Here is a 24,789-nt window from a genome sequence, read left to right as displayed (position 1 = left end):
CACCGCATTTCTACAGGTAGTAAAAGACCGCAAACTTGCTCATGAACTGAGGCAGGTTGCAGATGATTTTGAAATTCTGGATTTTTTCAAACAATATGGCAGTTGCTGTTTTGCAATGTCCGCAATGCTGGCCCAAATATTGACAGAAAAAGGGCATGCCGCCAGAGTCCAGGGCTGCTATGCCGAAATCAAGCAAAATAATGGTGTGTTTTATATAGGCTATAAGGGTTTTGCGCACGAGCAGCAAAAGGAAGGGCATGCAGTCTGCATAGTTGATGAACAATATCTGATCGATTTTGGACTGGGTACCTTAAGAAAATTTTATGCAGAGGATTTCAGTCATGCGCTGGCCTGTGAAATCGCTGGCGACAACCCGGTTCTTGGTCATCTTGATCTGGATAGCGGCGCAACGATCACCTGGCGCACAGACTGGGTGTCACCCATGGTGAAGTTGGAATTGGAACATCAGCTTGCTGCTGTGGAGCGTGTATTAAGCGGCTACTATGATTTTCAAAAAAACCGCATGGCGTACCTGATCAAAAAGCTATTTGCAGGTAAAAATATTCCCATACCCAATCCTGCCTTATTGGTCAGAGTCAATGCACATGCATCGGCACAAGCGCAAGACAAAAAATTGTCTGAGTTGGTTGATTAAGACTTTATTGGCTTTTCAGCAGATTTTTTCACCGCCAAAGCCTTACTTTCTTTTTTCAGGGCTTTGGATACCGGGCATACCGCTTGCATGAACGAGGCCAGCGTGTTTGCCAGATTGTCCCCCTGCAGACGGTAGAAAACAAATTGCCCGCGCTTGTCGCTGGCAATCAGCCCTGCCGACTCCAGTATGCGCAAATGCTTTGACAGGGAAGGTTTGGTCATCTCAAAACGCGCAGCAATTTCACCGGCAGACAATTCTGTCTCCGATAAATAAGCCAGAATCTTCCGGCGTGGTGTCGATGCCAAGGCTTCAAATACTTTTTCCATAGCGAATAAATTAGCAGTGATAATTCATCATAGCATTTTGTCGCCGAATGGTGAAGTTAATTAGATAATTAGACATTTAGCTAAATAAGGTATATGCTTGTTTCATGAGTTTATGACGGGTGAGCAAACATCATGGAATCTGAAAAAAATGCAGCAACGGCAACCACAGTTTATTACAACAGCGCCTGTCCAGTATGTGATGCAGGCATACGCGACCAGCGTGGGCGCATGCAGGCATGTAATATCAAATGGGTTGATGTGCATACTGAACCTGGTGCAGTAACTGAACTTAATAGTGAGCTGGAGGCAGTGCGCGAACGCCTGCATGTGCGCAATGCTGATGGCGAGTTGCTGGTAGGCGAGCAGGCACTGGCTGCCTTGTGGTCGCAAACCAGTGGTCGACGCTGGCTGGGCTGGCTGACATTACGCCTGAACTTTCTGACCCGGCCATTGTATAACTACATCGCCAGACAATTGTACCACTGGAACCGCAGGCGCGGTCACTGGTAAGCCTGCCCCTACGCCATCAATCAATAGAGAATGCCATGAGTACAATTCATAATATAGAAAGCAATGCAGATCCGGCCGAACTGGCACGCTTCAATCAATTGGCAAGCCGCTGGTGGGATGAAAATTCAGAATTCAAACCCCTGCACAGGATTAATCCACACAGGCTGGAATGGATAGACAGTCTGGTCCAACTTGCTGATAAACAGGTCCTGGATGTAGGTTGTGGCGGCGGCATCCTGGCTGAGGCTATGGCGCGCAAGGGGGCAAAAGTGACAGGTATAGACCTGGCAGACAAGCCCTTGCAAATTGCGCAATGGCATGCGCAAGCTCAGGATGTGGATGTGCACTATGCAAAAAGCAGTGCAGAAGCCTGGGCTGAAGCACGGACTGGGGAACGGGTTGAGGGACTTGCTGAGGGTCGGGCTGAGAAGCATGCAGGGCATTACGATGTCATTACCTGCATGGAAATGCTGGAACACGTGCCATCTCCGGCAGCCGTCATCCAAGCCTGTGCAGAGATGGTCAAACCTGGTGGCTGGGTATTTTTCTCAACGATCAACCGCAATCCCTTGAGTTATGCGCTGGCTATTGTGGCCATTGAATACATCATGCGCATCCTGCCGCGAGGCACGCATCAATATGCACGCTTTATCAAACCCACAGAATTACTCGCGATGGCAAACGCGAGTGGCCTGGAATTACGGGATAAGCATGGCCTGGGCTATAACCCGCTAACCCAGCGTTTCCGCCTGCATGGTTTTATGGGTGTGGGTTACTTATTGGCGATGCAGAAGCCATTGCTGGCTTAATTGCAGGTGTCAAATCCAGTAAGCCTGAATAGCTGAGCAGCAAGCCCAAACCAGGCATGACAAAGCCCACATAAAAGCGATAGCGCCCATCTTCTATGCATTTATAGGCTTGTGATTGCGGGAATAGCCGCACCGGTATAGGTATGCCATATAGACTGGCTCCAAGAATGCGCCAGTTCCAGCCACCACCTTCCAGTATGTCTACTGTCAGGCGGAAATGCATGAGCCCCGTACTTTCTTGCCAATGGCCATGCGGATACTGTCCATGTGGTGCGAACACGGTGACCAGTTCTTGTGCAACCCCATCTGGCGCGATGAATTCTCTGGCCCAAATCAATTTACCTGCTGCATGACTGATACTGACTTTGTAGCCGGACCGTGTGTGTCTGGTTGGTACGCCCAGTTTTTTTGCCAGCTTGCGTCCCAGTACGCCAGCCAGACCCTTGCCCAGTTTGATATCTATCTCGCCTTGTAAACTACCACCGTGGATATGTATTAGCTGCAAGAGAGGATGCAAATTCTGAAAAGACTCGCCAAACCAGGCTTGGGTCGAGGTAATAAGTGGAGTATGAATGAAGGTTTCTGTAGTCATGGAGATCATTATAAGTCTTGCAAATTAAAAAAACCGTAGTGCAAACGATAGCTCTCAAGTCGCAATCGCTATTTCTTTTTCCTCAGTTTGGCGCAGTAAAATGCTTGTTCGAATGAGAAAACCAAGGTTCTGCTTCTTTTTTGCAGCCCATGGCATTAAAATCCCGCACCAAACATCTATTTTTACAATGCTATTGCGCCACACATGTATGCAGGCGCTGCAATAAGAATATGCAAGCGAACATGCAAGAGAACATATAAGCGAACGTCGAGAGAACGTATAAGAGAAAGTACAGGACATGGTTTTTAGTACGGTTACCTTTTTATTTTATTTTTTACCTATCTTCCTCGTCCTGTATTTTGCGCTGCCGTTTCGCCACATGCGCAATATTGTTTTACTGCTTGCCAGTCTTATATTTTATGCCTGGGGTGAACCGAAAAACCTGCCTTTGTTGTTGATTTCTATCTTGCTTAATTATCTGTGTGGGTTGGGTATGGGGAAAGCGCAAGAGAAAGGTGGCACTGGCAAAGCCGTTTTCATGGCAGGTATAGGCTTTAATCTCTTATTGCTGGCCTATTTTAAATACTTCAATTTCGCATTGGGCAGTGTGGTTGCCGTGCTTGGCAAGGCAGGTATCAATATGCCAGAGGTGGAGGCCGTTACGCTGCCCTTGGGTATCTCTTTCTTTTCTTTCCATGCGATTTCTTATCTGGTGGATGTGTATCGCAAAAAGACAGAGCATGAAAAGAATCTGTTTGCCCTTGCCATGTACATCACCATGTTCCCGCAATTGATTGCCGGGCCCATCATTCGCTTCTCTACCATTGCCAGCCAATTGCATCAACGCCACCATACCTTGCGCAGGGTGGAATTGGGTATCAAGATATTCATTCTTGGCCTGGCACAAAAAGTGTTGATCGCCAATAGCGTCGCTCTGCCAGCCGACCAGATATTTTCATTGGCACCAGAAGCACTTGGCCTTGCCAGCGCATGGCTGGGCATCACTTGCTATACTTTACAAATCTATTTTGATTTCTTTGGTTATTCGAATATGGCGATAGGCCTGGGGCTGGTCACAGGCTTTAGCTTTCCACGCAATTTCAATTACCCCTATGTCGCGCAATCGATTACAGAATTCTGGCAGCGCTGGCACCTGAGTCTGTCACGCTGGTTCCGTGACTATCTTTATATACCACTGGGTGGCAATCGTGGCTCCAGCCTGGCTACCTACCGTAACCTGTTCATTGTGTTTTTCCTTTGTGGCCTATGGCATGGCGCGAACTGGACCTTTGTAGTCTGGGGTCTGTATCACGGTGCTTTTCTGGTGCTGGAACGCATAGGTCTACAAAAAGTCATGGCGGGTTTGCCCAGGCCATTCAGGCATGCCTATACCATCTTGATCGTCATGGTCGGTTGGGTATTTTTCCGCTGCGACAGTTTCTCACAAGCCCTGCATTACCTGGCGGCCATGGCTGGTGGCATGCCTGCAGATAATGCTATCGCACCCGTCATGAGCTTTATGAATGGCACGGTGATCACAGCTTTGGCCGCAGGAGTATTGGTATCGACACCCATCTTGCAGGTACTGAATAAACCAAATGCGCCAGCCAGAATATTGGCACCTGCGATCAGTCTGATGCTCTTTATTTTGTCGGCTGTCAGTTTGGCGACTGGGGCTTACAACCCTTTTATTTATTTCCGTTTCTGAGGCTGGATCATAAGCATGAGCAATTCCAGCACATCAAGTTTGCAGGCCGCCATGAAAAAGCGCTTATTTGGGCGCATCATATACGGGCGCATCATTTTCATTATCGCTTTCTTTGGCATCTTGCTGACGCCAGCCCTTATCCATTTGAGTGGAAAATTGCAAGGCCCCAGTATAGAAAACCGCGCACTCGCCAGCAAGCCGGTATTACCTAAAACATTCGCAGAAACCTTGAAATTTCCTGTGCTGGTTGATGCCTATCTTAATGACCACTTTGGCCTCAGAAATAATCTGGTGGCATGGAATAATAAATTGCGTTATCACTTGCTTGGCGATATCAATGCCGTGCAACTGACTGCTGGTAAAGATGGTTATATCTTCTTCAACTCGCACGCGGCCAATACTCCCTTGGCCATGATACATTTTTTGTGCGGGAAAAACGTCGCAGAGAAAGACCGGGCAGAGATAGTCAGGACCGCATCTGGATTCATGCACATGGCGGTACAGCTTAAACCGGAAAGTTATCTGTTGCTGGTGCCTACCAAGCCGGTCGTCTATGCAGATAAATTACCAGACTGGTTGCAACGGCAATGCGCGCAATATACCCCCAGCTTGCCCGGCGTCGTAGCCACACTCCAGTCCTTGCCAGGACTAAAAGATAAAATTATTTATCCACTGACAGAAATGCAGGCACTCAAGAAAAGCATAGCCGTATTTCCAAAAAATACTTTTCACTGGACAGGTGATGGACCAGAGCCAGTGGCGCAACTGGTCGCAGAAAATTACCTGCATCGCAAAAGATTAACGACACTGACAAGCAATCTGCATGATGTCGCATCCGACATGCAGCAATTCTTGCCAGGTGTGGCGTTAACTGTGCCTACCCATGATCCTGATTATGCCAGGGCGGGCATTATTGCTTGCCTTGGTGTCGCCTGTTTCCCTGAGTTTGTCGACACGGCGGGAAAAATTGGTGATGTTTCTCGCTATCGCCATAGCAACAGACAAGGCCCCAAATTGCTCGTAATTTCAGACTCATTCGGCCAAGGAATTGCAGGTTTTTTTTCAGAATATTATGCTGAAGTCTGGCATATCTCTTTGAATAACATCAATCAACTCAGTGATAAAGAGCAGGCCAGGTTCAAACAGATTTTGCTCAATGAGTATGCACCTGACCAGGTCCTGTATGTCTTCCATGACGCAGCAGTGTCCTATTTTGAGAGAAATAGCAGCATCCTGTTAAACGCCGGTCAATAATTTCTCACATAGCTCTGAAGCCTGGTCTACGCAGCTGTAGTGTGTTTAAACAAAAGGTCGGTGCGGTCTTTACCAAAGTACTTATGGAAACGCATCACTTTATCGACATCGTTGCCGGCTTCAAGCAATTCATCATTCTTTTGGATTAGGCGAGCGGCCTGGTTTGGAGAATAGTTTTCTCTGCATTAATCGGTTTTCGTTACTGTCAATGTGAGCTTGCGAGTCTGGATTATAAACCGAGACTCTTTCCATTCAGAAATGCATAAACACGATCGACAAGAAATATTTCAGTGAATGACAGTAGGCTAACAGCAGGCTAGCTTGAAGCAGATATTCCACTTATTTCTTCTAGTCCTACAAATCGGCGGTCCCGTGTCCTATATCTGGCTACCTGGGGCGCTGTTACGATACGTCCCATGCCTCTGCGTTAGTGGTTTAAAAAATTAACCAGGCTAATCTGATCTTTTTAAATAAAGGGAAATATCATGAAAAAAATAATTTCTGTCTTAATGATTTCTGTTGCAGGTTTTACTGCAAGTTCCAGTTTTGCTGCCGCCGATGTGGCAAAAGCTAGCTTCAAGGCTACAGAAGAACGTGCCGAAGCTGATTTCAAAGTAGCTAAGGCGAAGTGTGATGCGTTGAAGGATAATGCAAAAGACATTTGTGTGGAAGAAGCTAAAGTCGTGCTTACACGTGCCAAGGCAGAAGCTTTGGTGAACTATGAAAACACGCCAAAAAATCACGTGAAAGCAGCTACGGATGTTGCCGATGCTGAATACGCACTGGCTGCTGAGAAATGCGATGACAAATCCGGCAACGATAAAGATGTCTGCAAAAAAGAAGCCAAGGCCGCTCAAAAAATAGCGATCGCTGATGCCAAGGCAGGTAAGAAAATTTTTGATGCTAAAGTGGATGCGCTTTCAACAGCATTGGATGCCAACTACAAAGTCGCAATTGAAAAGTGCGATGCGATGTCTGGTCCGTCCAAGGATACATGCGTAGCTACTGCGAAAAAACAGTATAAATAATATTGATAAAATTAAGTTTTAATCAAATTCGGAGCTGGCTTCATGCCGTTGTCGCCAGCTCCTTATGCAAGTTGACTTTGTAGTATATTTTTACGGCAGTTCTTTTGGCATTTCCCTCCATCTGATGCATAAGCTTTGATGCATAAGCTTTGAAACAAGCAGTTAAAAACAAGCAATTTAAAACTTACACAAGGAGTAAAAAAAATGAATAACTTCGTACAAAAAATCATGGGTGTTTTTCTGGCAATGATGATGGTCACCATGCTCGGTTGTGCTTCAACTTCGAAGCAGGAAAGTACCGGCGAATATATTGATGACACTCTCATCACCACCAAAGTGAAAGCTGCCATTGTCAATGAACCGACTTTGAAAGCAAGTGAAATCAACGTAGAAACTTTCAAAGGCATCGTTCAGTTGAGTGGTTTCGTTGCTGATCCCGCTTCCGCCAGTAGGGCTGTGAGCGTGACGTCTGAGGTAAAAGGCGTGAAATCTGTCAAAAACGATATACGCGTCAAGTAGCATTTCACGAAACAAGTCACGCAAAAAATCACGTAACGCGAGCTTCATCTTGGTATGAGACTCGCGTTGCTGTATGCATCACATCGTTAATAACGAATACGGTCATAATCCCTGCACATTCTCACCGACAGTCACGTGACAGCCAGACGTGATTGTCCTCTGCTCCACAACCAGGGATTTTACTGATTGTGGAGTTTTTTTATGTGTGTTCGCTAGCGCACTGAAATAAATATCTTCACAAAATAAACTGGTTTTACTTCTATCAAGCGTGGATGAGTCATCAATAAACCGATGTCGAATTACTTTCAGCGTGATTGAAGTACAGAAGTTTTATGCAGACTTAATCTTTCAAACAGGAGTTTCATGATGAATTCAGATCAAGTAAAAGGCGCAGCAAAAAAAGTGGCAGGTAAAGTCCAGCAAGAGGCGGGCAAACTTGTCGGTAGCAAAGAACAGCAGGTCAAAGGTGCTGCCAAGCAGGTAGAGGGCAGCATGCAAAAAAGTCTGGGTAATGTCAAGGAAGCACTCAAGGAAAGAAGCAAGCATTAAGTGCAGAGTACTTCCGGTTTATTGCGTCACGCGTGATGATGCAATAAACCGGAAGCCAGATGTCAGGCAGCATGCGCATGTGGGATTTAGCTTGATAAGAGCTAGAAGCTAGCCTCTACAGCAGTTCTCCGGTCAAAGCATTATTAGGCTTATAAAAAATAATCACAACAAATGGACCAAAGCGATGGACCTGCCTATACCTACTATTCCTGATGCAACTGAGGGCGATGACCGCAAGCAGGACGTCAACGCTGTTGTTTCTGATGCTATACCAGTTGCTGCTACCACTGCTGCCGAGACGCAAACACAATTATTTCCCAGTATCCATGTTAACGCACGCGGCGTGGCCTTAACCATACTGGCAACCGTTGCCTTCGTCTTTGCTCTGCGTGCAGCCCAGCGGTTTTTTATTCCTTTGGCTTTTGGTATTTTCATTGCCTATACCTTATCGCCTTTGGTCGATGCATTACAGCGCCTGCGGATACCGCGTGTCATTGCCACTACCGTGGTCATGCTCAGCATGTTAACCATCATCGTCACGCAGGTCAGTTCATTGCATACTGAATTTGATGCCATTCTTGACCAACTGCCTGTTGCGACCCGCAAGTTTTCCACGGAAATGAGCAAGCTGCAGTATGGCCAGAATGGCCTGATGCAAAAAATGCAGACGGCAGCTACTGAAATAGAAAAGGTGACCAGCCAGGCTACGACGGGTACTTCATCCAATGTGAAGAAAACCGTAGTCAGTGAGGCACCTGTGTTGAAATTGCGCGAATTACTATTGGCTGGGTCGCTGGGCATCATGGATTTGCTCGGGCAAGCGGTGATGATGTTATTTCTGATTTTTTTCTTGTTACTGTCTGGTGACAAGTTCAAGCGCAAGCTGGTTAAAATTACCGGTCCTTCGCTGACACAGAAGCGTATAACTGTCCAGATACTCAGCAAGATCAATACATCAGTACAACAATATATGTTCATGCTACTGGTCACTAACGGCATGCTGGCCTTACTTACCTGGATCGCTTTTCATCTTATAGGCCTGGAAAATGCAGGTGCCTGGGCGCTAACCAGCGGTTTGCTACATGTCATTCCTTATTTTGGTTCTCTGTTAATGGCGATGGCAGCCTGCCTGATTGCCTACGTACAGTTTGGTACTGTCTCCATGGCACTGCTGGTGGCAGGTGTTTCGATTGCGATCGCGACGCTGGTTGGCACTATGGTGACTACCTGGATGACTGGACGCATTACCCAGATGAATGCTGCAGCGGTTTTTATTTCTCTCCTGTTCTGGGGATGGCTATGGGGTGCCTGGGGTTTGTTGCTGGGCGTACCCATCATCGTGATTGTTAAAGTCGTGTCTGAACATGTAGATGGGATGCAGGCCGTTGCAGAGTTACTGAGTGATTGATGCAGGCATGAAGCAAGGTGCAGTTTGTCTCAGGTATGTTGGATCAGTCTGAAAACGCAAGGGAGTATGATGCTACATGCCGTTGCATCATCTGCTGATCCTGCAATTGCCGGGCCTGGTCAGTTCTCACGCTACAGGCGGTTTCATCAATAACGCTCAGCCACAAGCGCTGAGCAAGAACAAACTTTCAATCAAAGTAAAAAAGCCATACTCTTCCAGGCATGGCTTTTTTACACCTGCAGACCTGTCTTAGTTACGATAGACATGATTGTTTTGCACATAGATGCGATTACCGACACGCAGGTCGACAATATTATCCTGCACCACGCTTTGATAAACACCGTTGTCCAGGCGCACGCTGATTTGATATGCCTCACGTGATTGCTGGGTGCGATTATTCTTCTCTATATTGTTACCGACGATAGCGCCGCCCACTACACCCGCAGCAGTGGCTGCTGCATTACCCAGGCCGCCTCCCACCTGATTACCCAAAATGCCGCCAACGATGCCGCCGACCACGGCGCCAGCACCCGGACCTTTGTTCTCACTTGACACTTGCACTACCTGTATCGATTCGATCACGCCATAGTTGTTATAGACCTCCTGGGAGGTTGGATACGCTGCTGTCGTGGACTGTGAGCTGCTACCGCATGCAGTCAACATGGCAGATGCAGCAAGGGTTACGGCGATGGCAGTTTGCTTGCAGATATTCATGATCATTCCCCACTGTTGGTGATGAGGGAGATCATAAATTCCGCGTGTTTATATGTCGGTGCGATAACACACTTTATTCCGCACTTTATTCCACACTTTAGCCTCAAGACAATTGGATATGCATGCAGCAGGGCATCTCTCTTGTAGGACTAGTCCCACATTGTGCAGCGCGTTCAGCGTACAAGCGGCTGCCAGACTTTCTGATGCCTGTTTTAAGAAGAACAAACTAAAGTGTAATCAGTTTGACAGACATCAGTAAAGCTCTGAAAAGCAGTGATGTCAATATCAGGAAAATAAGGTTTGTACCTGACGATTATCGCAGGGACCAAACGACATTGGATGTTTTTGAAAAGAGGAAAAAAATGAATATCACTCAAACACAGGTTTCCATGACCGCACATCCGTCGCTGATTTCTGGTGGGACGCTGCATCGCAGATATTCAGTTGATTACACACCGGCTGTCAGCGCGACAGATATCGGTCTGCTGGATGAACCTATACAAAACGATATCCTCGCTGCTCTGCCTGAAGATGAGCTTGCATTTCTCTTGCCACATCTGGAACTGGTACATCTGCCGTTTGACAAAGAACTCTATGAATATGGTGCGAAACTGTCCCATGTCTATTTCCCTACCACTGCAGTAGTCGCCTTGCTGTATGTACTGGCTGATGGTGATGTGACTGAAATCGGCGTGACGGGGCATGAAGGCCTGCTGGGTATATCTGCAGTAATGGGTGAACGCGCTCTTGGTACAGCCATGGTGCAATGCGCAGGGGATGCCTATAAGCTCAAGGCTTCGGTATTGAAGGAAGCCTATGCCAAAGGCGGGAAGTTGCAGCAAATACTGATGCGCTATACCCAGGCTTTGTTTGCCCAGATGGCGCAAAATTCTGTATGTGGCCGTCACTATTCAATAGACCAGCAATTATCACGCTGGTTGCTCGACAGGCTGGATCGCCTGCACTGCAATGAAATAAAAGTGACCCAGGAAATGATCGCCAATATGCTGGGTGTACGTCGTGAAAGCGTTACCGAAGCAGCAGGAAAATTGCAGAGTGAAGGTTTGATCCAGTACAAGCGTGGCAATATCACCATGCTCGATCGCGAAGGTTTGGAAATGCATGCCGGTGAATGCTACCGCGTGTCCAAACAAGAGTTTGAACAAATCCTCTCTACCGCCATGGCACGCTAGTGTCTGTTTGAGAGGTGTAGGCTAATTAGCCCAACTAACTTTAGCTCTGGCCCTGTCAGTACAATTCAAAGCCCCGTTGTGAAAGCAGCGGGGCTTTTTTATACCTTGAAAGGAATAAAAGCTTCGACGACAGTACCACGGTTTTTTTCACCTGGCTTTACAGAGAAACTACCGCCTAACAACAAGGCACGTTCACGCATGCCCAATATGCCATGCGATTTTGGCTTGGTAAAGGCCTCTTTCTGTATGCCTATGCCATTATCGAGAACCTGTAGCCATAAACCCCCGTCAGTACGTTTCAGGCTGATCTTGACCTCGGTGGCTTGCGCATACTTGATGACGTTGTTCACAGATTCCTGGGTGATGCGAAACAAGGCTATCGACCAGGCAGGGTCCAGGGTATCGAAATCTTCAGTAATATCGGTCACATAAGATAAGCCAGCAATCGCTGTGGCCTCTTCACAGTAGTGCTGTATGGATGCAGACAAGCCCAGATTGTCCAGCATGCTGGGTCGCAAATCTTCTATGATGCGCCGTTTCAAATCAACGGTGTCAAGCAGGGCGCGCTTGGTTCTTTGTAATTGCTTTGCCAGCTCAGGTTCTTTGTCCTTGAGTTTTTCTGTAACGACTGAGATGTCCATGCTGATCGCTGTCAGATTTGAACCCATTTCATCATGCAATTCGCGCGCCAGTGTTGCCTTCTCTTTTTCAGAGACATTCAATAAATGATGCGACAAGACCGATAATTGTTCAGTGCGTTTTAATACTGTGCTTTCCAGGTTGTCGTTGGCGATCTTCAATGCGTTTTCTATGCCACGCTGTTTATAAAAACTGCGGTAGATCAAGCGGTAAAACAGGATCAAAACCAGTAAGGCAATGCTATTGGTTGCCGTGCCAAGGAAGAGGGCGTCTTTATATTCCTTGTAGAAATTCTGACGCCGAGCTGCCAGTGCCTCGTTTTCTTCCTTTTCCATGATGATGTCGAGCAGTCTGATTTCATCCATGACATCCCGGCCATCTCCAACTTTGGATATTTCGACGATACCTGTCAGGCCAAATTCTCTATAGGTTGACATGGCAGCTTCAAAGATTTTGGTTTTGCTGTCATACAATCTGCGCAACTCTGCCAGATTCTTGATCTGTGCCGGATTGCTTTGCAATAGTCTTTCCAACTCCTTGAAATCATTCTCTAACTTGCTTTTAGCTATTCCCCAGGGGCGCAAGTAGACTTCATTACCGGACATGAAATAGCCGCGCAGGCTGCTTTCAGAATCCATGATGAGGAGATTGATATTCTTGAGCTTGTCTTTGACGCTCCAGTTATGTTCTACCCAGTCATTATTGATCTTGAGTTTTTCCATATTCTGGTAAGCAGAATAGGCATTGCCAATCAAAATGAAGAGGCAACTCACGAATAAAAAAGTGATGTATAGCGGTATCGAAGTTGATGTGTTTTTTTTCATGAGAATTCCCTCAAATAGCGCCTCAAAGTATCATGTGAGTGCAGAAGAAAAATAAAATCAGTCATGCAGATTTCCATTTTTGTTTTTATCAGTAAGGGAGATTTTTTCACTTGCAGTTTATAAAAAACAATACCTGAATTGATAAATTATGTGTCATAAATCCTGAGAATTTTTTTCTAGCCCCGGAAATCTGAAGAGGTAGGTTTATTCCTACAAGCAATTCCGTGAAAGATTATTGCTAATCGAGCAGACTCTCCTTAAAATGAATTTCATTGAGGCCTCGTGCTGGAGTGCTCTTATCACAGCGAGTTTCAGTTCGCAAGAGTTTGGAACATAATGAACGACAAGAAAAAATTGAAAGTATTTTTAATCGAAGATGCGCAAAGAATTCGTTCAGTGCTGATTGAGGTATTGCAGCAGACGGAAAATGTAGAAGTCATCGGTTTCGCAGAAAGTGAAAAAGAGGCTTTATATCAATTGCGTTCTATCGAGTGGGATGTCGCCATCGTAGACATAGGCTTGCGTGAAGGCAGTGGCCTGGCGGTATTGTCTGGCTTGAAAAGCGATGGTCGTCAATATGGCTCACGCCTGGTATTTACCAGCAACCCCAGCAATGCTTTGAAAACACGCACCATGTCACTGGGTGCTGAAGGTTTTTTTGATAAGTCCCGTGAAATGGATAGCCTGGTAGGTCACATACAGGCCCTGGCTCATTAGGCTGTACTGCACGACGCTGAACAGCTTTTCTTTTCTCGCTTTCTCCCTTTTACCCGGCTCGCTTATGCTTGGCTATTCCAGCAAATTATTTTTCATTGCGTAATACGTCAGGTCGCAATTTGATTGCAGATTCATTTTCTCCATGACGCGGGTGCGATAGGTACTGATGGTTTTTACACTGAGTGACAGTGTTACCGCAATGTCAGATACAGATTCACCTTTGGCCAGTCTTAAAAATACCTGGAATTCACGGTCGGACAACTCAGTGTGCAAGGCTGTTTCTGCATCATGGTCAAATCCCTGTGCCAGAATTTCACCCACGTCGGCACTTACATAACGACGCCCGGTGGATACTGTTCTGACGGCCTTGATCAGTTCATCGGCATCACATTCCTTGTTCAGGTAACCATTGGCACCCATTTTCAAGAGATTCACTGCATATTGCTGGGCCGGGTAACCGCTCAAAATCAAAATAGGTAAATCTGGCTGCCCTTGTTTGATCGTACGCAAAGTGTCGATGCCGCTTTGGTCTGGCATGCTGATATCAAGTAGCATGACATCACAAGCCTCTCTCCTGGCGATCTCCAAAGCTTCACGGCCAGTCGTCGCTTCTGCCACGACTTCGAAGTCGCTGACTTCTGAAAATATTTGCTTGAAGCCGGCCCGTACAATTTGATGGTCGTCACAGACTGCGATACGTATCATTTTCTTCCTTCAAATTTGCGAATACACAATTATCTCAACTAGTTTCTATGTGGCATCACAAAATTCATTTAACCAGAAGCCGGGCGAGCTTTCAAATACTCACCATGCTTTTTTGTGCCTGGGCATCTATCCACGATATGCCCTCACTTGTTGCCATAGCATAGCACCTCACCGGGATATGGGTAAATATCGTCAAAATTCCTTGCCGAACACACCTAGCCTATTGCTTTAGCCAAGCTCAGTATATGCCACATGCGTTTGAACAAGCAATCGAGGGACATCAGCGGGAAAATTTCGTACCCTCTCCGTAATAAAAGCAGCAAGACAAGTCCTGCTGCTTTTATTACAGAGAGGATAGGCAGAAAGACTCTGCAAAATTAGCTGGAATCTATCCGGCCCTCCTTTGCTCTGGCGTAAACGCCTTTTAGCGCGTCTGACGGCCGAATAAAACACCGAGTGCCACCACGGTCGCCACAGCCAAGCCCAGCATCGTCATAGGCTGTCTTCTCACTTGAATACGACAGGTATCGAGTAGTTTAGCCTGTGATATATACAGTCTTTCACTGTGTTCACCCAGCTTTGTCACTGCCTGACTGGCGCCTGAACTTAATTTGCTGGCAGCCTGCTCTTTAATGACAGCCAATTTCTCGACTACAGGTTTGACTGCTTCGGTAGTTTTTTCCTGGACTTGCTCCACCAGAGTCGGTGGATTGTCACTGGTCGGAAAGGGTATGGAAGGACTATTGGTATTGTTTGCAGTTGTTCCTGCAGTTGTCCCTGCAGTTGTCCCATTTACCGGGGCTACACTATTGCTTGGGTTGCTAGGCATGATTACTCCTTTTTCCTTGATCAAAACCAGCGCGCTACCCGTAGATAGTTGCTGGAATATTGTTCGTACAGATTTATTGAGGTGCTGCACCGTTCTCACCAGCAGGTCGGCTTACTTTTGGGGGCAGATTACCGCCTTCACCCTCCCAGGTACTGATTTCGGCTTTATGCAATTTCTTGGCAGTATGTCGCTCGTGGTACCTTTTTTTGCCAAAAGCAGTCATCAAGGCCCAACTTGCAAGACCGGCGACGAGGAATAAATGTTTTGGGGCTATCATATATATCTCCAGGTTGTATTCAATTGTTTCAGATAATCTGTGCTCAGGACCGTGAAATCGAAGTGAGGCTATTTTGCTGGCGTTTGATGCATTGCCGGATCACCTTTTGTGCATCAGCGATGGCAACCTGGCATCTGGCATTGGTCAGCATTTGATAACCGCTGGTGCGCAAGTGCTGCTTACCAAGCAGGTGACCTATACCCAAGCTCAGTGCGCCCTGCAAAAAAAATACCCCACTTTTAAATAGACATGTATTCATTGCGATTTCTCCAGAAAATTGGTGAATCCTGATCTATGCGGTAACTATGCGGTAAGCCAGTGCCAATTCATACACCGCCAGCATGTAGCTGTATTGTTATCGACTTGCATTGCATACTAGCATCGGCCCAAATGCCTCCATATAGGACACGAACGCCAGGCTTTGTAGGAATAGATGAAGTAAATCGGCGCTGCTCAACCGTAAATCACTGTAGGCAAGCTAAATTACTGCCAGCTAAAGCCCAGGCATACAACGACGTCAAAATTTAAGGTCTGAAGCTACATCTCTTGAGTTCCTACATGGCAGTAAGCCCATGTCCGATATGCTTGAATCGCTGAGGGTTTTAGTATGTGCTTATGTCAAAGAGAGATATTTTCTCTTGACGAAATTCCTGTCATGCCAGTAATCATGATGACAGGCAAGTTATCGGCAAGCTGCCCTGCCTGCCCTTATGTAGCAACAATGTAGCAACAATGTGGCGACATACAGTGTGCAAGCATGTTCAGCATTAACGCCGGCTTTTTCACTACCAATAAAGGAAACATCATGGATAACGACGACATCATTTCTACTTTGAACGACCTGATAGAAACCAGCAAAGATGGCGAAGAAGGATTTAAAGCTTGTTCCGAAGATGCCAGTGCCCGCCATCCTCAACTGAAAGCCATGCTGGCTGAACGTGGACGCGAATGCGCGCTTGCAGCGGGCGAGTTGCAGGAACTGGTACGTAATCAAGGTGGCGATCCAGAGACCAGTAGCAGTGTTTCAGGTGCACTGCATCGTGCCTGGACCAATATTCGTACGGCCATCACAGGCAAAGACGATGAAACAGTACTCGACGAGTGCGAACGCGGCGAAGATGTTGCCGTGAAAGCTTATCGCAAAGCCCTGGAAAAAGACTTGCCCACGCACGTGCGCCTGGTCGTAGAGCGTCAGTATCAAGGCGTGCTGCGTAACCATGACCTGATCAAAGCCCTGCGTAACCAGGTCAGAACCCACGCCTGAGCAGGGCTCTGACGCGGTGTATGGCTTTTAAGCTTCCAAGCTAGTTAGCCAGTTAGCTAGTCTGGCGTGTGTAAATAAACCCGCTGCGGCGCAAGCCCAGCGGGTTTTTGTTTTTCATGCATTTACCTGTATTCATTCCTGCCAGGGGTAAAAGTCGCCAGGATAATAAAACAGTTATAATTCGCAACATGAAAAAGCTGTTCCGACTATTTCTGTTATGTGTGCTGATGTGTGCTATTCCTGTACAAGGAGTTTTAGCCGCGTCCAGAATATGTTGTTCTACTGAGCATCAGCAGACTACTGCCGGTCAACAGCATGCACATCAACATCATGCAGATGAGTCAGTCCACAAGGCTGCAATTGATCATGATGCCTCTGGCGAAGAATGCTGTATTGCTGCAGCTATTTTGAACGCGATTTTGCCTACGGCATTACTGCGCCCTACCTCAGAAAAAATCGACCCGATTTTTTCATCCTACGCTGGCCATATTGGCGACTGCCCGGAAAAACCACCCAAGTTCTAAGTCCATTTGATTGTATTTCCCCTGAGTTATTCAGGGTTTGATCGTCATCGTTGCTGGCTTGCATGCTGGCGGACTAGCTTCGCGCATGCCATGTCTAGTCATCCGCAGCAACGGGACATTTCCATCATTGGACAAGGACAAGAATCATGAACGCAATTAAATTAGCAAGCCGCACCGTGCTCACCAGCATGCTGCTGGTATTGGTGCAGCTTACATCTACCGCCATCGCATCCGGCACACACTCAGGTGGCCACGGCCACGATGACGCAGCCATAGGCAGGCCCGGCGATGCCGCTGACGTAAGCCGCACTATCGCCATAGACATGAATGACGACATGCGCTTCAGCCCTGCCAATCTGCAGGCCAGGCAAGGTGAAACCATACGATTCCTTATCAGCAATTCAGGCAAACTCAAACATGAGTTCGTGCTCGGCACAGAAAAAGAACTCAGGCAACACTATGAACTGATGAAGAAAAATCCGGAAATGGAGCACAGTGATCCAAATATGATCACCCTGGCAGCAGCGCAGAGTGGCGAAGTGCTTTGGCAATTCAGTAAAGCAGGCAAGATAGATTTTGCCTGCCTGCAGCCTGGACACTACGATGCAGGCATGAAAGGCAAAGTGCAGGTCAGTAAATCCAGGACTATCAGTGCAAGCAGCGCCCCTGCACATCAACATTAATTCAACATTGATTACGGTGACCAGACTCTATATGAAGCACATCAAAATATTCATAGCGGTTATCCTGCTTGGCTCGAATTTGCAACTTGCTCATGCTCAGGCAAGCATACCAGCCAGCACAGATAGCAACACGGCAGCAAGCCTCAGTAATGACGTATCTGAAGGCGAAGTCATCAAGATTGACAAGAGCACCAACAAGATCACACTCAAGCATGGCCCCATCAAGAATCTTGATATGCCAGGCATGACCATGATCTTCAGGAGCAAGGACGTCGCCATGCTCGACAAGTTGGCCACTAGTGATAAAGTCAGGTTCAGGGCAGAAAAAATCAATGGCGCAATCTATGTGACTGACATTCAAGTCGTAAAACAATAGTAAAACCCCGGGTTGACCAGACCAGGAAAACCGGGTCTGGTCAACCTGACCAAGATTAACCAGGATTAACCAAGCTCAATCAGGATTAACTGAGCCGGAGAAATACACATGAAAAGAATCGCATTGCTGCTATCAATGAGTATGTTCACTGCTATCGCCTGCGCCAGTGAAGCAACGGATGCCTTGGATGCCTTCCACGCAGCCCTCGCCAGTGGTGACAAGAACAGGGCAACAGAATTGTTGGCAACGGATGTCACCATCTATGAATCTGGCTATGTAGAACGTTCAAGGGCAGAATACGCAGGTCATCACTTGCCAGAAGACATCGTCTTCGCCAAAAACGCAAACCGCAAAGTCCTGCAAACCAGCGAACGCATAGAAGGCAAGCTCGCCATGATCTGGCAAGAAACCGAGACCAGGGCAAAGCACAAGGGTAAGGACATCCACATCTTTGGTACTGAAACCAGCCTGCTGGAAAAGCAGGGCGAGCAATGGCGCATCGTCCACGTGCACTGGTCTTCACGCAAATCCAAAATAACAAGTTGATCTTTTGCATCACCAAACTTTGACTGGCATCAAAGTTTGGTGCACGATTTGTTTTAGTCTGTGAGTGTTAATTGGCGAACTGTACGCCAACGCACCGAAGTCATATTTGCGAAATGCCACTATGACCATTACAGACAAAAAATAAGCGCATGCGCGTGATGGCGCATGTGTCATCGTGGAGATATCAAATGCGAAAATTAGGATGCTTATTGTCGATGATGGCAATACTGATGTTGTCGGGCTGTGGCTACAATGGTTTCCAGAGTGGTGACGAGCAAATCAAGTCTAGCTGGTCTGAAGTATTAAACCAGTATCAGCGTCGCGCTGATCTTGTACCTAATCTGGTGAACACCGTCAAAGGCTTTGCGGCACAAGAGAAAGATGTATTGCTGGGTGTTACCAATGCCCGTGCCAAAGTTGGTAGCATACAGGCCACGCCTGAATTGCTGGCCAATCCAGAAGCTTTTGCCAAGTTTCAGTCAGCACAGGGTGAATTGTCCGGTGCCTTGTCCAGATTATTGCTTGTCACTGAAAATTATCCACAACTCAAATCCGATGCTAATTTTCGTGACCTACAAGCCCAGCTTGAAGGCACAGAAAACCGCATTGCCGTTGCGCGTAATCGTTATATCAAGGCAGTGCAAGAATACAATGTGCTGGTACGTTCCTTCCCGTCCAATCTGACAGCCATGATGTTTGGCTATCAGGTCAAGCCCAATTTCGCGGTGGAGAATGAAAAAGAAATTGCCAAGCCACCCAAAGTGGACTTTACTGCACCTGCAGCGAATAGTGCGGGCAGCGCAAAATGAATATCCTGCAAAAAACAGCAATGGCATTCTTCACATGGATGCTGCTGTTTGCCCTTGGTGTTCACGCACAAATTGCCGTACCACCCATACAAACCCGCGTCACAGACCAGACTGCCACACTCAGCCCTGAGCAAAAAACTACACTGGAACAAAGCCTGCAAAGCTTTGAAAGTAAAAAAGGTAGCCAGCTTGCAGTGCTGATTGTACCGACTACCGCGCCAGAAAGCATAGAGCAGTATGCCTTGCGCGTGGCTGAACAATGGAAGCTGGGACGCAAGAAAGTGGATGACGGTGTCATTCTGTTGATCGCCAAAAATGACCATGCCATGCGCATAGAAGTTGGTTATGGCCTCGAGGGGGCACTCAATGACGCCATCGCCAAGCGCATCATTGCCGAAACCATGACACCTTACTTCAAGCAGGGCGACTACTATGCAGGCATCAAAGCTGGTACAGACCAGATCATGCGCGTCATTGATGGAGAGCCCTTGCCAGCCCAAACCCAGGGCAGGTCGATAGATGCCGGTGGATTCCAGCAATATGCGCCGATATTATTTGTACTGGCCCTGGTCGTCGGCGGTGTCTTGCGCGCCATATTTGGCAGATTGCCCGGCGCTATCATTACTGGTGGCGTAGTCGGCGTTATCGCCTGGTTTGTCATAGGCGCGGTCTCCATGGCGGTTTTGGCCGCTATCGTAGCAATGGTCTTCAGTCTGTTTAGCGGTGTACTGGGGGCTCGTGGTATTGGTGCCTATTATGGTGGCTCAGGACGCGGAGGCTTTGGCGGGAGTGGCGGAGGTTTCAGTGGCGGTGGCGGCGGTTTTGGCGGTGGCGGTGCATCGGGGCGGTGGTGATATGAAAAAACTCAATTTCCGGCGTATCGCAAAACACTTGCTGAGCAGCCAGTCCCAACTAAAAAGCATCTTCCCGGCCAAGAGCCTGCATGCCATAGAACTTGCCATCAAAGACAACGAAGCAACACACCAGGGGCAAATCCGCTTTGTCATAGAAAGTGCGCTTGACTGCCACGCCCTTTTTGCAGACCAATCCACCAGGGCGCGTGCCATAGAAGTTTTTTCCCAGCAGGGAGTATGGGACACTGAATACAATAACGGCGTCTTGATCTATGTGCTGCTGGCAGATCGTGAGGTAGAAATCATTGCTGACAGAGGGATCTATCGTAAAACCGGGATTGATGCCTGGAACCAGGTTTGCCACTTAATGGAAGACGCCTTCAAACTGGGGCATTATGAAGAAGGTGCCATCAAAGGCATACAGGCTGTTGGTCAACATTTGATGATGCATTCTCCGGCAACTGGCGAAAATAAAAACGAATTGCCGGATGAACCAGTTTTACTCTAGCAAATCGCTCACACTGAACGACTTGCGCCAAAATACGCTAGCGTACCGGCAATACATGACAGCAGGGCACCCCAGCAGATATCAATTGCCGCCAGTGTGGGCGACCAAGCTTTCAAGGTCGCCAAATTGCTAAGGTCATACGTGCCATAAGCCACCAGACCCAGCAAAGCACAAAGGCAGGCTGCTTGTTGCCAGCTATGTACACGCAAGGCTGGCACTATGCCAAATACCGTTAACCCAAATGCATACAACAGATAAAACAGTGCCGCTGGTATCAGCCTCGGTTGCGCCAGCATCAGTTCGCCCAGATAAAACTGGTAGGTAGCTGTCATCAGCAGACCCAGCCACACTGCATCCAGCGCAAGTATGGCGAGTAGCGCAACACCATAAGCGAGCAGTATTTGTTTTGTAGTGACTGACTTAATGTTGGACAGAGTGAACATGGCTTGCCTTTTAGGTATTGATGTGATGTCAGTCGCTGGTTTTACCGATTACTTTCCCATTATCAATGAAATACCTGGACTGTAGCTTGTGGTAATTGATTCAATAAAAGCATTGTCAAATGATGAATGTTTGGTGTCTAATGCCCCAAGGCCTGTTAACCATCAAAAAGCATATTTATTCCTGGTGTTTGCGAGGTAGGCATGCTTTCACCATGAGTAAAAATTTCTTTCTTTATATCTACACCTACCACAGCTTATCGTCATGCCATCGAATCTAAAACAGCTTTTTGCCTTTCTCACCCTGTGCACCCTATTTTTATCTGGCAATGCCACTGCCATGACCATGTTAAGGTCCAACCAGACTCTGATACTGTTTGGCAAAGTCGTACCGGAAGACAGTAAGTTATTCCGCAAAAAACTGGAAGAAGGGCCGGTCAAAACAGTAGTGATGACCGAAAGCCCCGGTGGCAATATGCGCGCCGCCTATGACATCGCTGAACTCATTACAGAAGGCAAGATGAACACTGCAGTCAACGGCAATTGCATGTCTGCCTGCGCGCTCATCTTTATGGCCGGTACAGAAAGACAAATGCTCGTCAGCAAACACCTCGAACGGACACGCCTGGGTTTCCACGCCCCGCATAATAAAGTCACCAAAGAAATCTCTACCGCCGCCATCCCCAGATTCCGCGAATGGTTGCTCAAGGTAACACAAGGCAAATTCCCTGAAGAAGTATTGGACCGCGCCATGAACATAGAGAGTGCAGGTGACATGCTGTTCTTCTATTACCCCGATGAAAACTACCTAGGTGATATCCGTTTCTGCACCCAGGGCTCACTGCGTTGCGAAGCCATGAAAGGCTACAACATCGTCAAGATAGGTATCTTGACGACGGCTGAGTTATTGAAGGTAGAAAGCCTGGACGAAACTGGGGCGGCCAAATCTACAGAATGAGCGATAGATTTAATAAAATTAAAACGTATATTCGATCTAATGACTTCTATTCGTGAACACAGCTTTAAAATTGTATTAGTACGTTTTCGCAACGGAGCATATTGGGAAGAGTGGCAACTTCGCTTTAATATTGGAAACAAACAGAATAAGCCAGTCAAATTTTTCTCCAGGAGAACCTGGCGTTCAGATGTGTCGATAACGCTTTGCCCATATTCCAGTTTTAATTTTGATAGTGCCTCGATTAAGATTGCAGAGGGAATTTTTACTTCCAGCATGCTTGAAAATAATGGGGAAGTCTTTCAAAGTACAACAAAAATTGTGGAAGAACTGCAGCTCCGATTTGGATACGAACCGGTTTCTACTACCCGGCCAGGTTGGGTCTGATATCAAGTTTCAAGTGGTGATGGTTCCCAAATCGCCCCTCGCTTTTCAACAGCAAGTTAATCAGGAAATGAGATCATGAAAGATGCAACGACAGTTACAACCCTGGTCCCCGGTAAATTAACCGTCTACACTTACGGTGGGTTCGCCCCGGTTTGCTATAAAGACAAGGATAAGGGGCTCACAGGTCTGGACGTCTTCTCCCTGGAAAATTTTGCCGGCAACCTGAAGCTGGAATTAGTATTGAAAGAGCATGACTTCGACGGCATTTGGACTCTGCCCGGCAAGGATCATTGCGATATCGCCGCTGCGGGCATTCAACGACGTAATGATCGGCCTATAGGGGAATATGCGTCATGGAGTGATTCCTACTTTCATGTTCAAAGGTCATTGCTGGTGCGTGCCACGGACAAAGAGACGTTTGACAAATATGAAACCGTGGCAGGCAAAAAAATAGTTGTCACCAAAAAATCAACCGCCGATCTCGATGCACATGCGCGTTACCCTCTTTGTCGCGATACGATCGAGTTTGTCGATCAGTATGTCACTTCCGAGTCTGATGCTCAGGCTGTCATTGTCGAACTCCTCAGGGGTGGAAAGATAGACGCCTTTGCCGAAGGCGATGTCAGCAACAGCTACCTTGCCGAAAAATACGGAGCAGGCAGCTTGGCACTGGCAGATATCCACGATATCGCCGGTACGGACAAAGAGAGCTTCAATTTCGTCACCCGCAATGCCAGTTCAGGATTGCTGGAACAGTTGAATATCTTCATTAAAGATAACAAAGGCCGTTACCCATTGGGTCGGAAGAATATACAAATTAGTTAGTACACCTGCTCAGAAGTATGACCGCAACTCTTCCGTCAGGTACGCCAAGAGTTGCTGTTCGCATTTGTGACCCTAATTGTCCATAGCACGCATAGGTAGCACTTGCGGCCTCAATATCAGGCGGTGCAATTGTTCAGTGCACTGGCTGGGACATAGTCTTTGGAAACAGAAGGCAGGCACGCTCCCGGCAAACGCTTGATCACTTACCTCTCAACGACTCCAGCAATAGTGAGCCTGCTGCCAGCCAGCGCCTTCCCTATACCCGCAAACGACACAACATTGAGCGGTAATTCCAAAAGCACATGTAAAAGGCTCAGGAAGAATAGAACCTGCAATCCCAGATTGTAATCATAAGCATACAAGCCCATCGACAGCAGCCAGATCGCAATTGTCCAAAACAAAGTTTGCCTTGGAACCTTATGCCATTGTATGACCGATGTTTTTGAAAACCAGTTCAAGTAATGATAGGTGTAAGCAAAGGCAATAAACCGCATGATTACAAAACCTGCATTGCTGGTAAAAATCTCGCTGGTCTTTTCTAGCGTATCGAGGTGAAAAATATTGATCAAACTAAAATTCAATAATTCAAATTGAAAATAACTTTTGTGAACATAATCACTCACCGCATACTGCAAGCCCGTTGGCTGGACAAGAAAAAAACTCGCGGCGCATAAGATCAAAACCGCGACAGATAAATATCCCGAGAACGACTTTTCTTTCAATGCACCAAACAGCATAAACGCCATGGTAAAAATAAAGACGTGAATAATGGTGGGAAGAAAAAGACCAATCCAGATTAAATAAGCTGGAGATTTATTGACTACAACTATGGCCAGCAAGGCCAGCACCACAAGCGCAATTCTATAAAGCTTGTCTTCTACCAGCACAAAAATAAGCGACAAAAAAACAGCAAGCGCAACCACGTCTGCGGCAAAAGTGCTGTCTTTGGATAGATGTAAAAAGGCCGGGAAGAACAGCAAAGCAAAGCACAAGCCAATCAAGAAAATAAAGTCGTATCTACCCTTGGTGAAATAATTTTTCTTATGCAGCCAGCCTATTTCGGTCAGGTAATGCAATGGCCCTAGTACACCGTAAGAGAATAAAAATAATTCGAATGGAATGACGAACGCAATAACGCAGGAAAAAATAATTAGGGCGGTGTTGATGTAGTTAATGCGGTTGGCGGTCATAATTTACGGCGGTGATGAAAATAAGAAATTTGACGCTCGATCATGTTAACCGATTCAACATATTCCTGATATAGACAGTCTGCAGATTTTCAACTTCGAATAATGCCTTGCAATGCTGCCGCTATTACTCTGTCTAATGGTCAAAGCATTAAGATTGCATGCTAAACGTAGC

Annotated in this window: 31 protein-coding genes; 21 read left to right on the top strand and 10 right to left on the bottom strand. The window is 47.0% G+C overall.

Going from position 1 to position 24,789, the window contains the following annotated elements:
- The first annotated feature begins 124 nt into the window (after positions 1 to 124).
- Positions 125 to 655, top strand: coding sequence for a hypothetical protein (locus tag ACO0LD_RS22880; RefSeq protein ID WP_423010479.1), 531 nt, complete (start codon positions 125 to 127; stop codon positions 653 to 655).
- Here the strand turns inward: ACO0LD_RS22880 and ACO0LD_RS22875 are convergent.
- Positions 652 to 981, bottom strand: a complete 330-nt coding sequence (locus ACO0LD_RS22875; protein ID WP_423010478.1) for a metalloregulator ArsR/SmtB family transcription factor — start codon at positions 979 to 981, stop codon at positions 652 to 654. The two genes, ACO0LD_RS22880 and ACO0LD_RS22875, sit on opposite strands and share 4 nt — an antisense overlap.
- Positions 982 to 1,113: 132 nt before the next feature.
- On the opposite strand from ACO0LD_RS22875, the gene ACO0LD_RS22870 reads away from it, so the two are divergent.
- Positions 1,114 to 1,491, top strand: coding sequence for a thiol-disulfide oxidoreductase DCC family protein (locus tag ACO0LD_RS22870; RefSeq protein ID WP_423010477.1), 378 nt, complete (start codon positions 1,114 to 1,116; stop codon positions 1,489 to 1,491).
- 35 nt (positions 1,492 to 1,526) lie between these two features.
- Positions 1,527 to 2,300, top strand: a complete 774-nt coding sequence (gene ubiG / locus ACO0LD_RS22865) for a bifunctional 2-polyprenyl-6-hydroxyphenol methylase/3-demethylubiquinol 3-O-methyltransferase UbiG (RefSeq protein ID WP_423010476.1) — start codon at positions 1,527 to 1,529, stop codon at positions 2,298 to 2,300.
- On the opposite strand, the gene ACO0LD_RS22860 is transcribed toward ubiG, so the two are convergent.
- Complete coding sequence (locus ACO0LD_RS22860) at positions 2,251 to 2,892, bottom strand: DUF4166 domain-containing protein (protein WP_423010475.1); 642 nt, start codon at positions 2,890 to 2,892, stop codon at positions 2,251 to 2,253. The genes ubiG and ACO0LD_RS22860 overlap by 50 nt on opposite strands.
- A gap of 298 nt (positions 2,893 to 3,190) precedes the next feature.
- On the opposite strand from ACO0LD_RS22860, the gene ACO0LD_RS22855 reads away from it, so the two are divergent.
- The 6 genes from ACO0LD_RS22855 (at position 3,191) to ACO0LD_RS22830 (ending at position 9,358) form a co-directional block, all read left to right on the top strand.
- On the top strand, positions 3,191 to 4,600 hold the full coding sequence (locus ACO0LD_RS22855) for an MBOAT family O-acyltransferase (RefSeq protein ID WP_423010474.1): 1,410 nt from the start codon (positions 3,191 to 3,193) through the stop codon (positions 4,598 to 4,600).
- Positions 4,601 to 4,615: 15 nt separating this feature from the next.
- Entirely contained in the window at positions 4,616 to 5,854 is a 1,239-nt protein-coding gene (locus ACO0LD_RS22850; protein ID WP_423010473.1) for a hypothetical protein, read from the top strand.
- Between the two features lie 485 nt (positions 5,855 to 6,339).
- Positions 6,340 to 6,882: a hypothetical protein gene (locus ACO0LD_RS22845; RefSeq protein WP_423010472.1), complete on the top strand. Its 543-nt coding sequence runs from the start codon at positions 6,340 to 6,342 to the stop codon at positions 6,880 to 6,882.
- Between the two features lie 204 nt (positions 6,883 to 7,086).
- On the top strand, positions 7,087 to 7,401 hold the full coding sequence (locus ACO0LD_RS22840) for a BON domain-containing protein (protein WP_423010471.1): 315 nt from the start codon (positions 7,087 to 7,089) through the stop codon (positions 7,399 to 7,401).
- Between the two features lie 366 nt (positions 7,402 to 7,767).
- Positions 7,768 to 7,950, top strand: a complete 183-nt coding sequence (locus ACO0LD_RS22835) for a CsbD family protein (protein ID WP_423010492.1) — start codon at positions 7,768 to 7,770, stop codon at positions 7,948 to 7,950.
- Between the two features lie 184 nt (positions 7,951 to 8,134).
- Positions 8,135 to 9,358, top strand: coding sequence for an AI-2E family transporter (locus ACO0LD_RS22830; protein ID WP_423010470.1), 1,224 nt, complete (start codon positions 8,135 to 8,137; stop codon positions 9,356 to 9,358).
- Between the two features lie 249 nt (positions 9,359 to 9,607).
- Here ACO0LD_RS22830 and ACO0LD_RS22825 read toward each other — a convergent pair whose 3' ends face one another.
- The gene (locus ACO0LD_RS22825) at positions 9,608 to 10,072 is read right to left on the bottom strand and encodes a glycine zipper 2TM domain-containing protein (RefSeq protein WP_423010469.1); all 465 of its coding nucleotides are present in this window, start codon (positions 10,070 to 10,072) and stop codon (positions 9,608 to 9,610) included.
- Positions 10,073 to 10,434: 362 nt separating this feature from the next.
- On the opposite strand from ACO0LD_RS22825, the gene ACO0LD_RS22820 reads away from it, so the two are divergent.
- Positions 10,435 to 11,265 carry a Crp/Fnr family transcriptional regulator gene (locus tag ACO0LD_RS22820; RefSeq protein ID WP_423010468.1) on the top strand — a complete coding sequence of 277 codons (831 nt, stop codon included), beginning with the start codon at positions 10,435 to 10,437 and terminating at the stop codon, positions 11,263 to 11,265.
- 98 nt (positions 11,266 to 11,363) lie between these two features.
- On the opposite strand, the gene ACO0LD_RS22815 is transcribed toward ACO0LD_RS22820, so the two are convergent.
- Complete coding sequence (locus ACO0LD_RS22815; RefSeq protein WP_423010467.1) at positions 11,364 to 12,728, bottom strand: CHASE3 domain-containing protein; 1,365 nt, start codon at positions 12,726 to 12,728, stop codon at positions 11,364 to 11,366.
- A gap of 336 nt (positions 12,729 to 13,064) precedes the next feature.
- Between ACO0LD_RS22815 and ACO0LD_RS22810 the strand changes: the two genes are divergently transcribed.
- A complete protein-coding gene (locus ACO0LD_RS22810) occupies positions 13,065 to 13,445 on the top strand; it encodes a response regulator (RefSeq protein WP_423010466.1) in 381 nt (126 codons plus the stop codon).
- Between the two features lie 72 nt (positions 13,446 to 13,517).
- On the opposite strand, the gene ACO0LD_RS22805 is transcribed toward ACO0LD_RS22810, so the two are convergent.
- The 4 genes from ACO0LD_RS22805 to ACO0LD_RS22790 all read right to left on the bottom strand — a co-directional run bounded on the left by ACO0LD_RS22805 (position 13,518) and on the right by ACO0LD_RS22790 (position 15,515).
- Entirely contained in the window at positions 13,518 to 14,150 is a 633-nt protein-coding gene (locus tag ACO0LD_RS22805) for a response regulator (protein WP_423010465.1), read from the bottom strand.
- A 424-nt stretch (positions 14,151 to 14,574) separates the two neighbouring features.
- On the bottom strand, positions 14,575 to 14,979 hold the full coding sequence (locus ACO0LD_RS22800; RefSeq protein ID WP_423010464.1) for a hypothetical protein: 405 nt from the start codon (positions 14,977 to 14,979) through the stop codon (positions 14,575 to 14,577).
- A gap of 73 nt (positions 14,980 to 15,052) precedes the next feature.
- Complete coding sequence (locus tag ACO0LD_RS22795) at positions 15,053 to 15,256, bottom strand: hypothetical protein (RefSeq protein WP_423010463.1); 204 nt, start codon at positions 15,254 to 15,256, stop codon at positions 15,053 to 15,055.
- A 43-nt stretch (positions 15,257 to 15,299) separates the two neighbouring features.
- Positions 15,300 to 15,515 carry a hypothetical protein gene (locus ACO0LD_RS22790; protein ID WP_423010462.1) on the bottom strand — a complete coding sequence of 72 codons (216 nt, stop codon included), beginning with the start codon at positions 15,513 to 15,515 and terminating at the stop codon, positions 15,300 to 15,302.
- 546 nt (positions 15,516 to 16,061) lie between these two features.
- Here ACO0LD_RS22790 and ACO0LD_RS22785 point away from each other — a divergent pair.
- From ACO0LD_RS22785 to ACO0LD_RS22750, 8 genes are all read left to right on the top strand, one after another.
- Positions 16,062 to 16,520 carry a PA2169 family four-helix-bundle protein gene (locus tag ACO0LD_RS22785; protein ID WP_423010461.1) on the top strand — a complete coding sequence of 153 codons (459 nt, stop codon included), beginning with the start codon at positions 16,062 to 16,064 and terminating at the stop codon, positions 16,518 to 16,520.
- Between the two features lie 188 nt (positions 16,521 to 16,708).
- Positions 16,709 to 17,044, top strand: coding sequence for a hypothetical protein (locus ACO0LD_RS22780; RefSeq protein WP_423010460.1), 336 nt, complete (start codon positions 16,709 to 16,711; stop codon positions 17,042 to 17,044).
- Between the two features lie 188 nt (positions 17,045 to 17,232).
- The gene (locus tag ACO0LD_RS22775; protein WP_423010491.1) at positions 17,233 to 17,727 is read left to right on the top strand and encodes a cupredoxin domain-containing protein; all 495 of its coding nucleotides are present in this window, start codon (positions 17,233 to 17,235) and stop codon (positions 17,725 to 17,727) included.
- 31 nt (positions 17,728 to 17,758) lie between these two features.
- Positions 17,759 to 18,103 (top strand): copper-binding protein, encoded by a 345-nt coding sequence (locus ACO0LD_RS22770; RefSeq protein WP_423010459.1) that lies wholly within the window; start codon positions 17,759 to 17,761, stop codon positions 18,101 to 18,103.
- A gap of 108 nt (positions 18,104 to 18,211) precedes the next feature.
- Positions 18,212 to 18,649 carry a YybH family protein gene (locus ACO0LD_RS22765; RefSeq protein ID WP_423010458.1) on the top strand — a complete coding sequence of 146 codons (438 nt, stop codon included), beginning with the start codon at positions 18,212 to 18,214 and terminating at the stop codon, positions 18,647 to 18,649.
- A 188-nt stretch (positions 18,650 to 18,837) separates the two neighbouring features.
- Positions 18,838 to 19,458 carry a LemA family protein gene (locus ACO0LD_RS22760; protein WP_423010457.1) on the top strand — a complete coding sequence of 207 codons (621 nt, stop codon included), beginning with the start codon at positions 18,838 to 18,840 and terminating at the stop codon, positions 19,456 to 19,458.
- Positions 19,455 to 20,312: a TPM domain-containing protein gene (locus tag ACO0LD_RS22755; protein ID WP_423010456.1), complete on the top strand. Its 858-nt coding sequence runs from the start codon at positions 19,455 to 19,457 to the stop codon at positions 20,310 to 20,312. The genes ACO0LD_RS22760 and ACO0LD_RS22755 overlap by 4 nt, the downstream gene beginning before the upstream one ends.
- Before the next feature lies 1 nt (position 20,313).
- A complete protein-coding gene (locus ACO0LD_RS22750; RefSeq protein ID WP_423010455.1) occupies positions 20,314 to 20,820 on the top strand; it encodes a TPM domain-containing protein in 507 nt (168 codons plus the stop codon).
- Between the two features lie 8 nt (positions 20,821 to 20,828).
- Here ACO0LD_RS22750 and ACO0LD_RS22745 read toward each other — a convergent pair whose 3' ends face one another.
- Positions 20,829 to 21,263 (bottom strand): DUF2177 family protein, encoded by a 435-nt coding sequence (locus ACO0LD_RS22745; protein ID WP_423010454.1) that lies wholly within the window; start codon positions 21,261 to 21,263, stop codon positions 20,829 to 20,831.
- Between the two features lie 262 nt (positions 21,264 to 21,525).
- Here ACO0LD_RS22745 and ACO0LD_RS22740 point away from each other — a divergent pair, with 262 nt between their 5' ends.
- The gene (locus ACO0LD_RS22740; protein ID WP_423010453.1) at positions 21,526 to 22,218 is read left to right on the top strand and encodes an ATP-dependent Clp protease proteolytic subunit; all 693 of its coding nucleotides are present in this window, start codon (positions 21,526 to 21,528) and stop codon (positions 22,216 to 22,218) included.
- A gap of 459 nt (positions 22,219 to 22,677) precedes the next feature.
- Positions 22,678 to 23,427 (top strand): substrate-binding periplasmic protein, encoded by a 750-nt coding sequence (locus ACO0LD_RS22735; RefSeq protein WP_423010452.1) that lies wholly within the window; start codon positions 22,678 to 22,680, stop codon positions 23,425 to 23,427.
- A gap of 203 nt (positions 23,428 to 23,630) precedes the next feature.
- Here the strand turns inward: ACO0LD_RS22735 and ACO0LD_RS22730 are convergent, their stop codons facing one another.
- On the bottom strand, positions 23,631 to 24,617 hold the full coding sequence (locus ACO0LD_RS22730; protein WP_423010451.1) for a hypothetical protein: 987 nt from the start codon (positions 24,615 to 24,617) through the stop codon (positions 23,631 to 23,633).
- Positions 24,618 to 24,789 lie beyond the last annotated feature (172 nt).

This window comes from Undibacterium sp. Ji83W (assembly GCF_049340385.1).
In the GTDB taxonomy this organism is placed as follows: domain Bacteria; phylum Pseudomonadota; class Gammaproteobacteria; order Burkholderiales; family Burkholderiaceae_D; genus Undibacterium.
The sequence above is the reverse complement of the archived record's forward strand: the minus strand, read 5'-3'. Positions and strand labels throughout refer to the sequence as shown.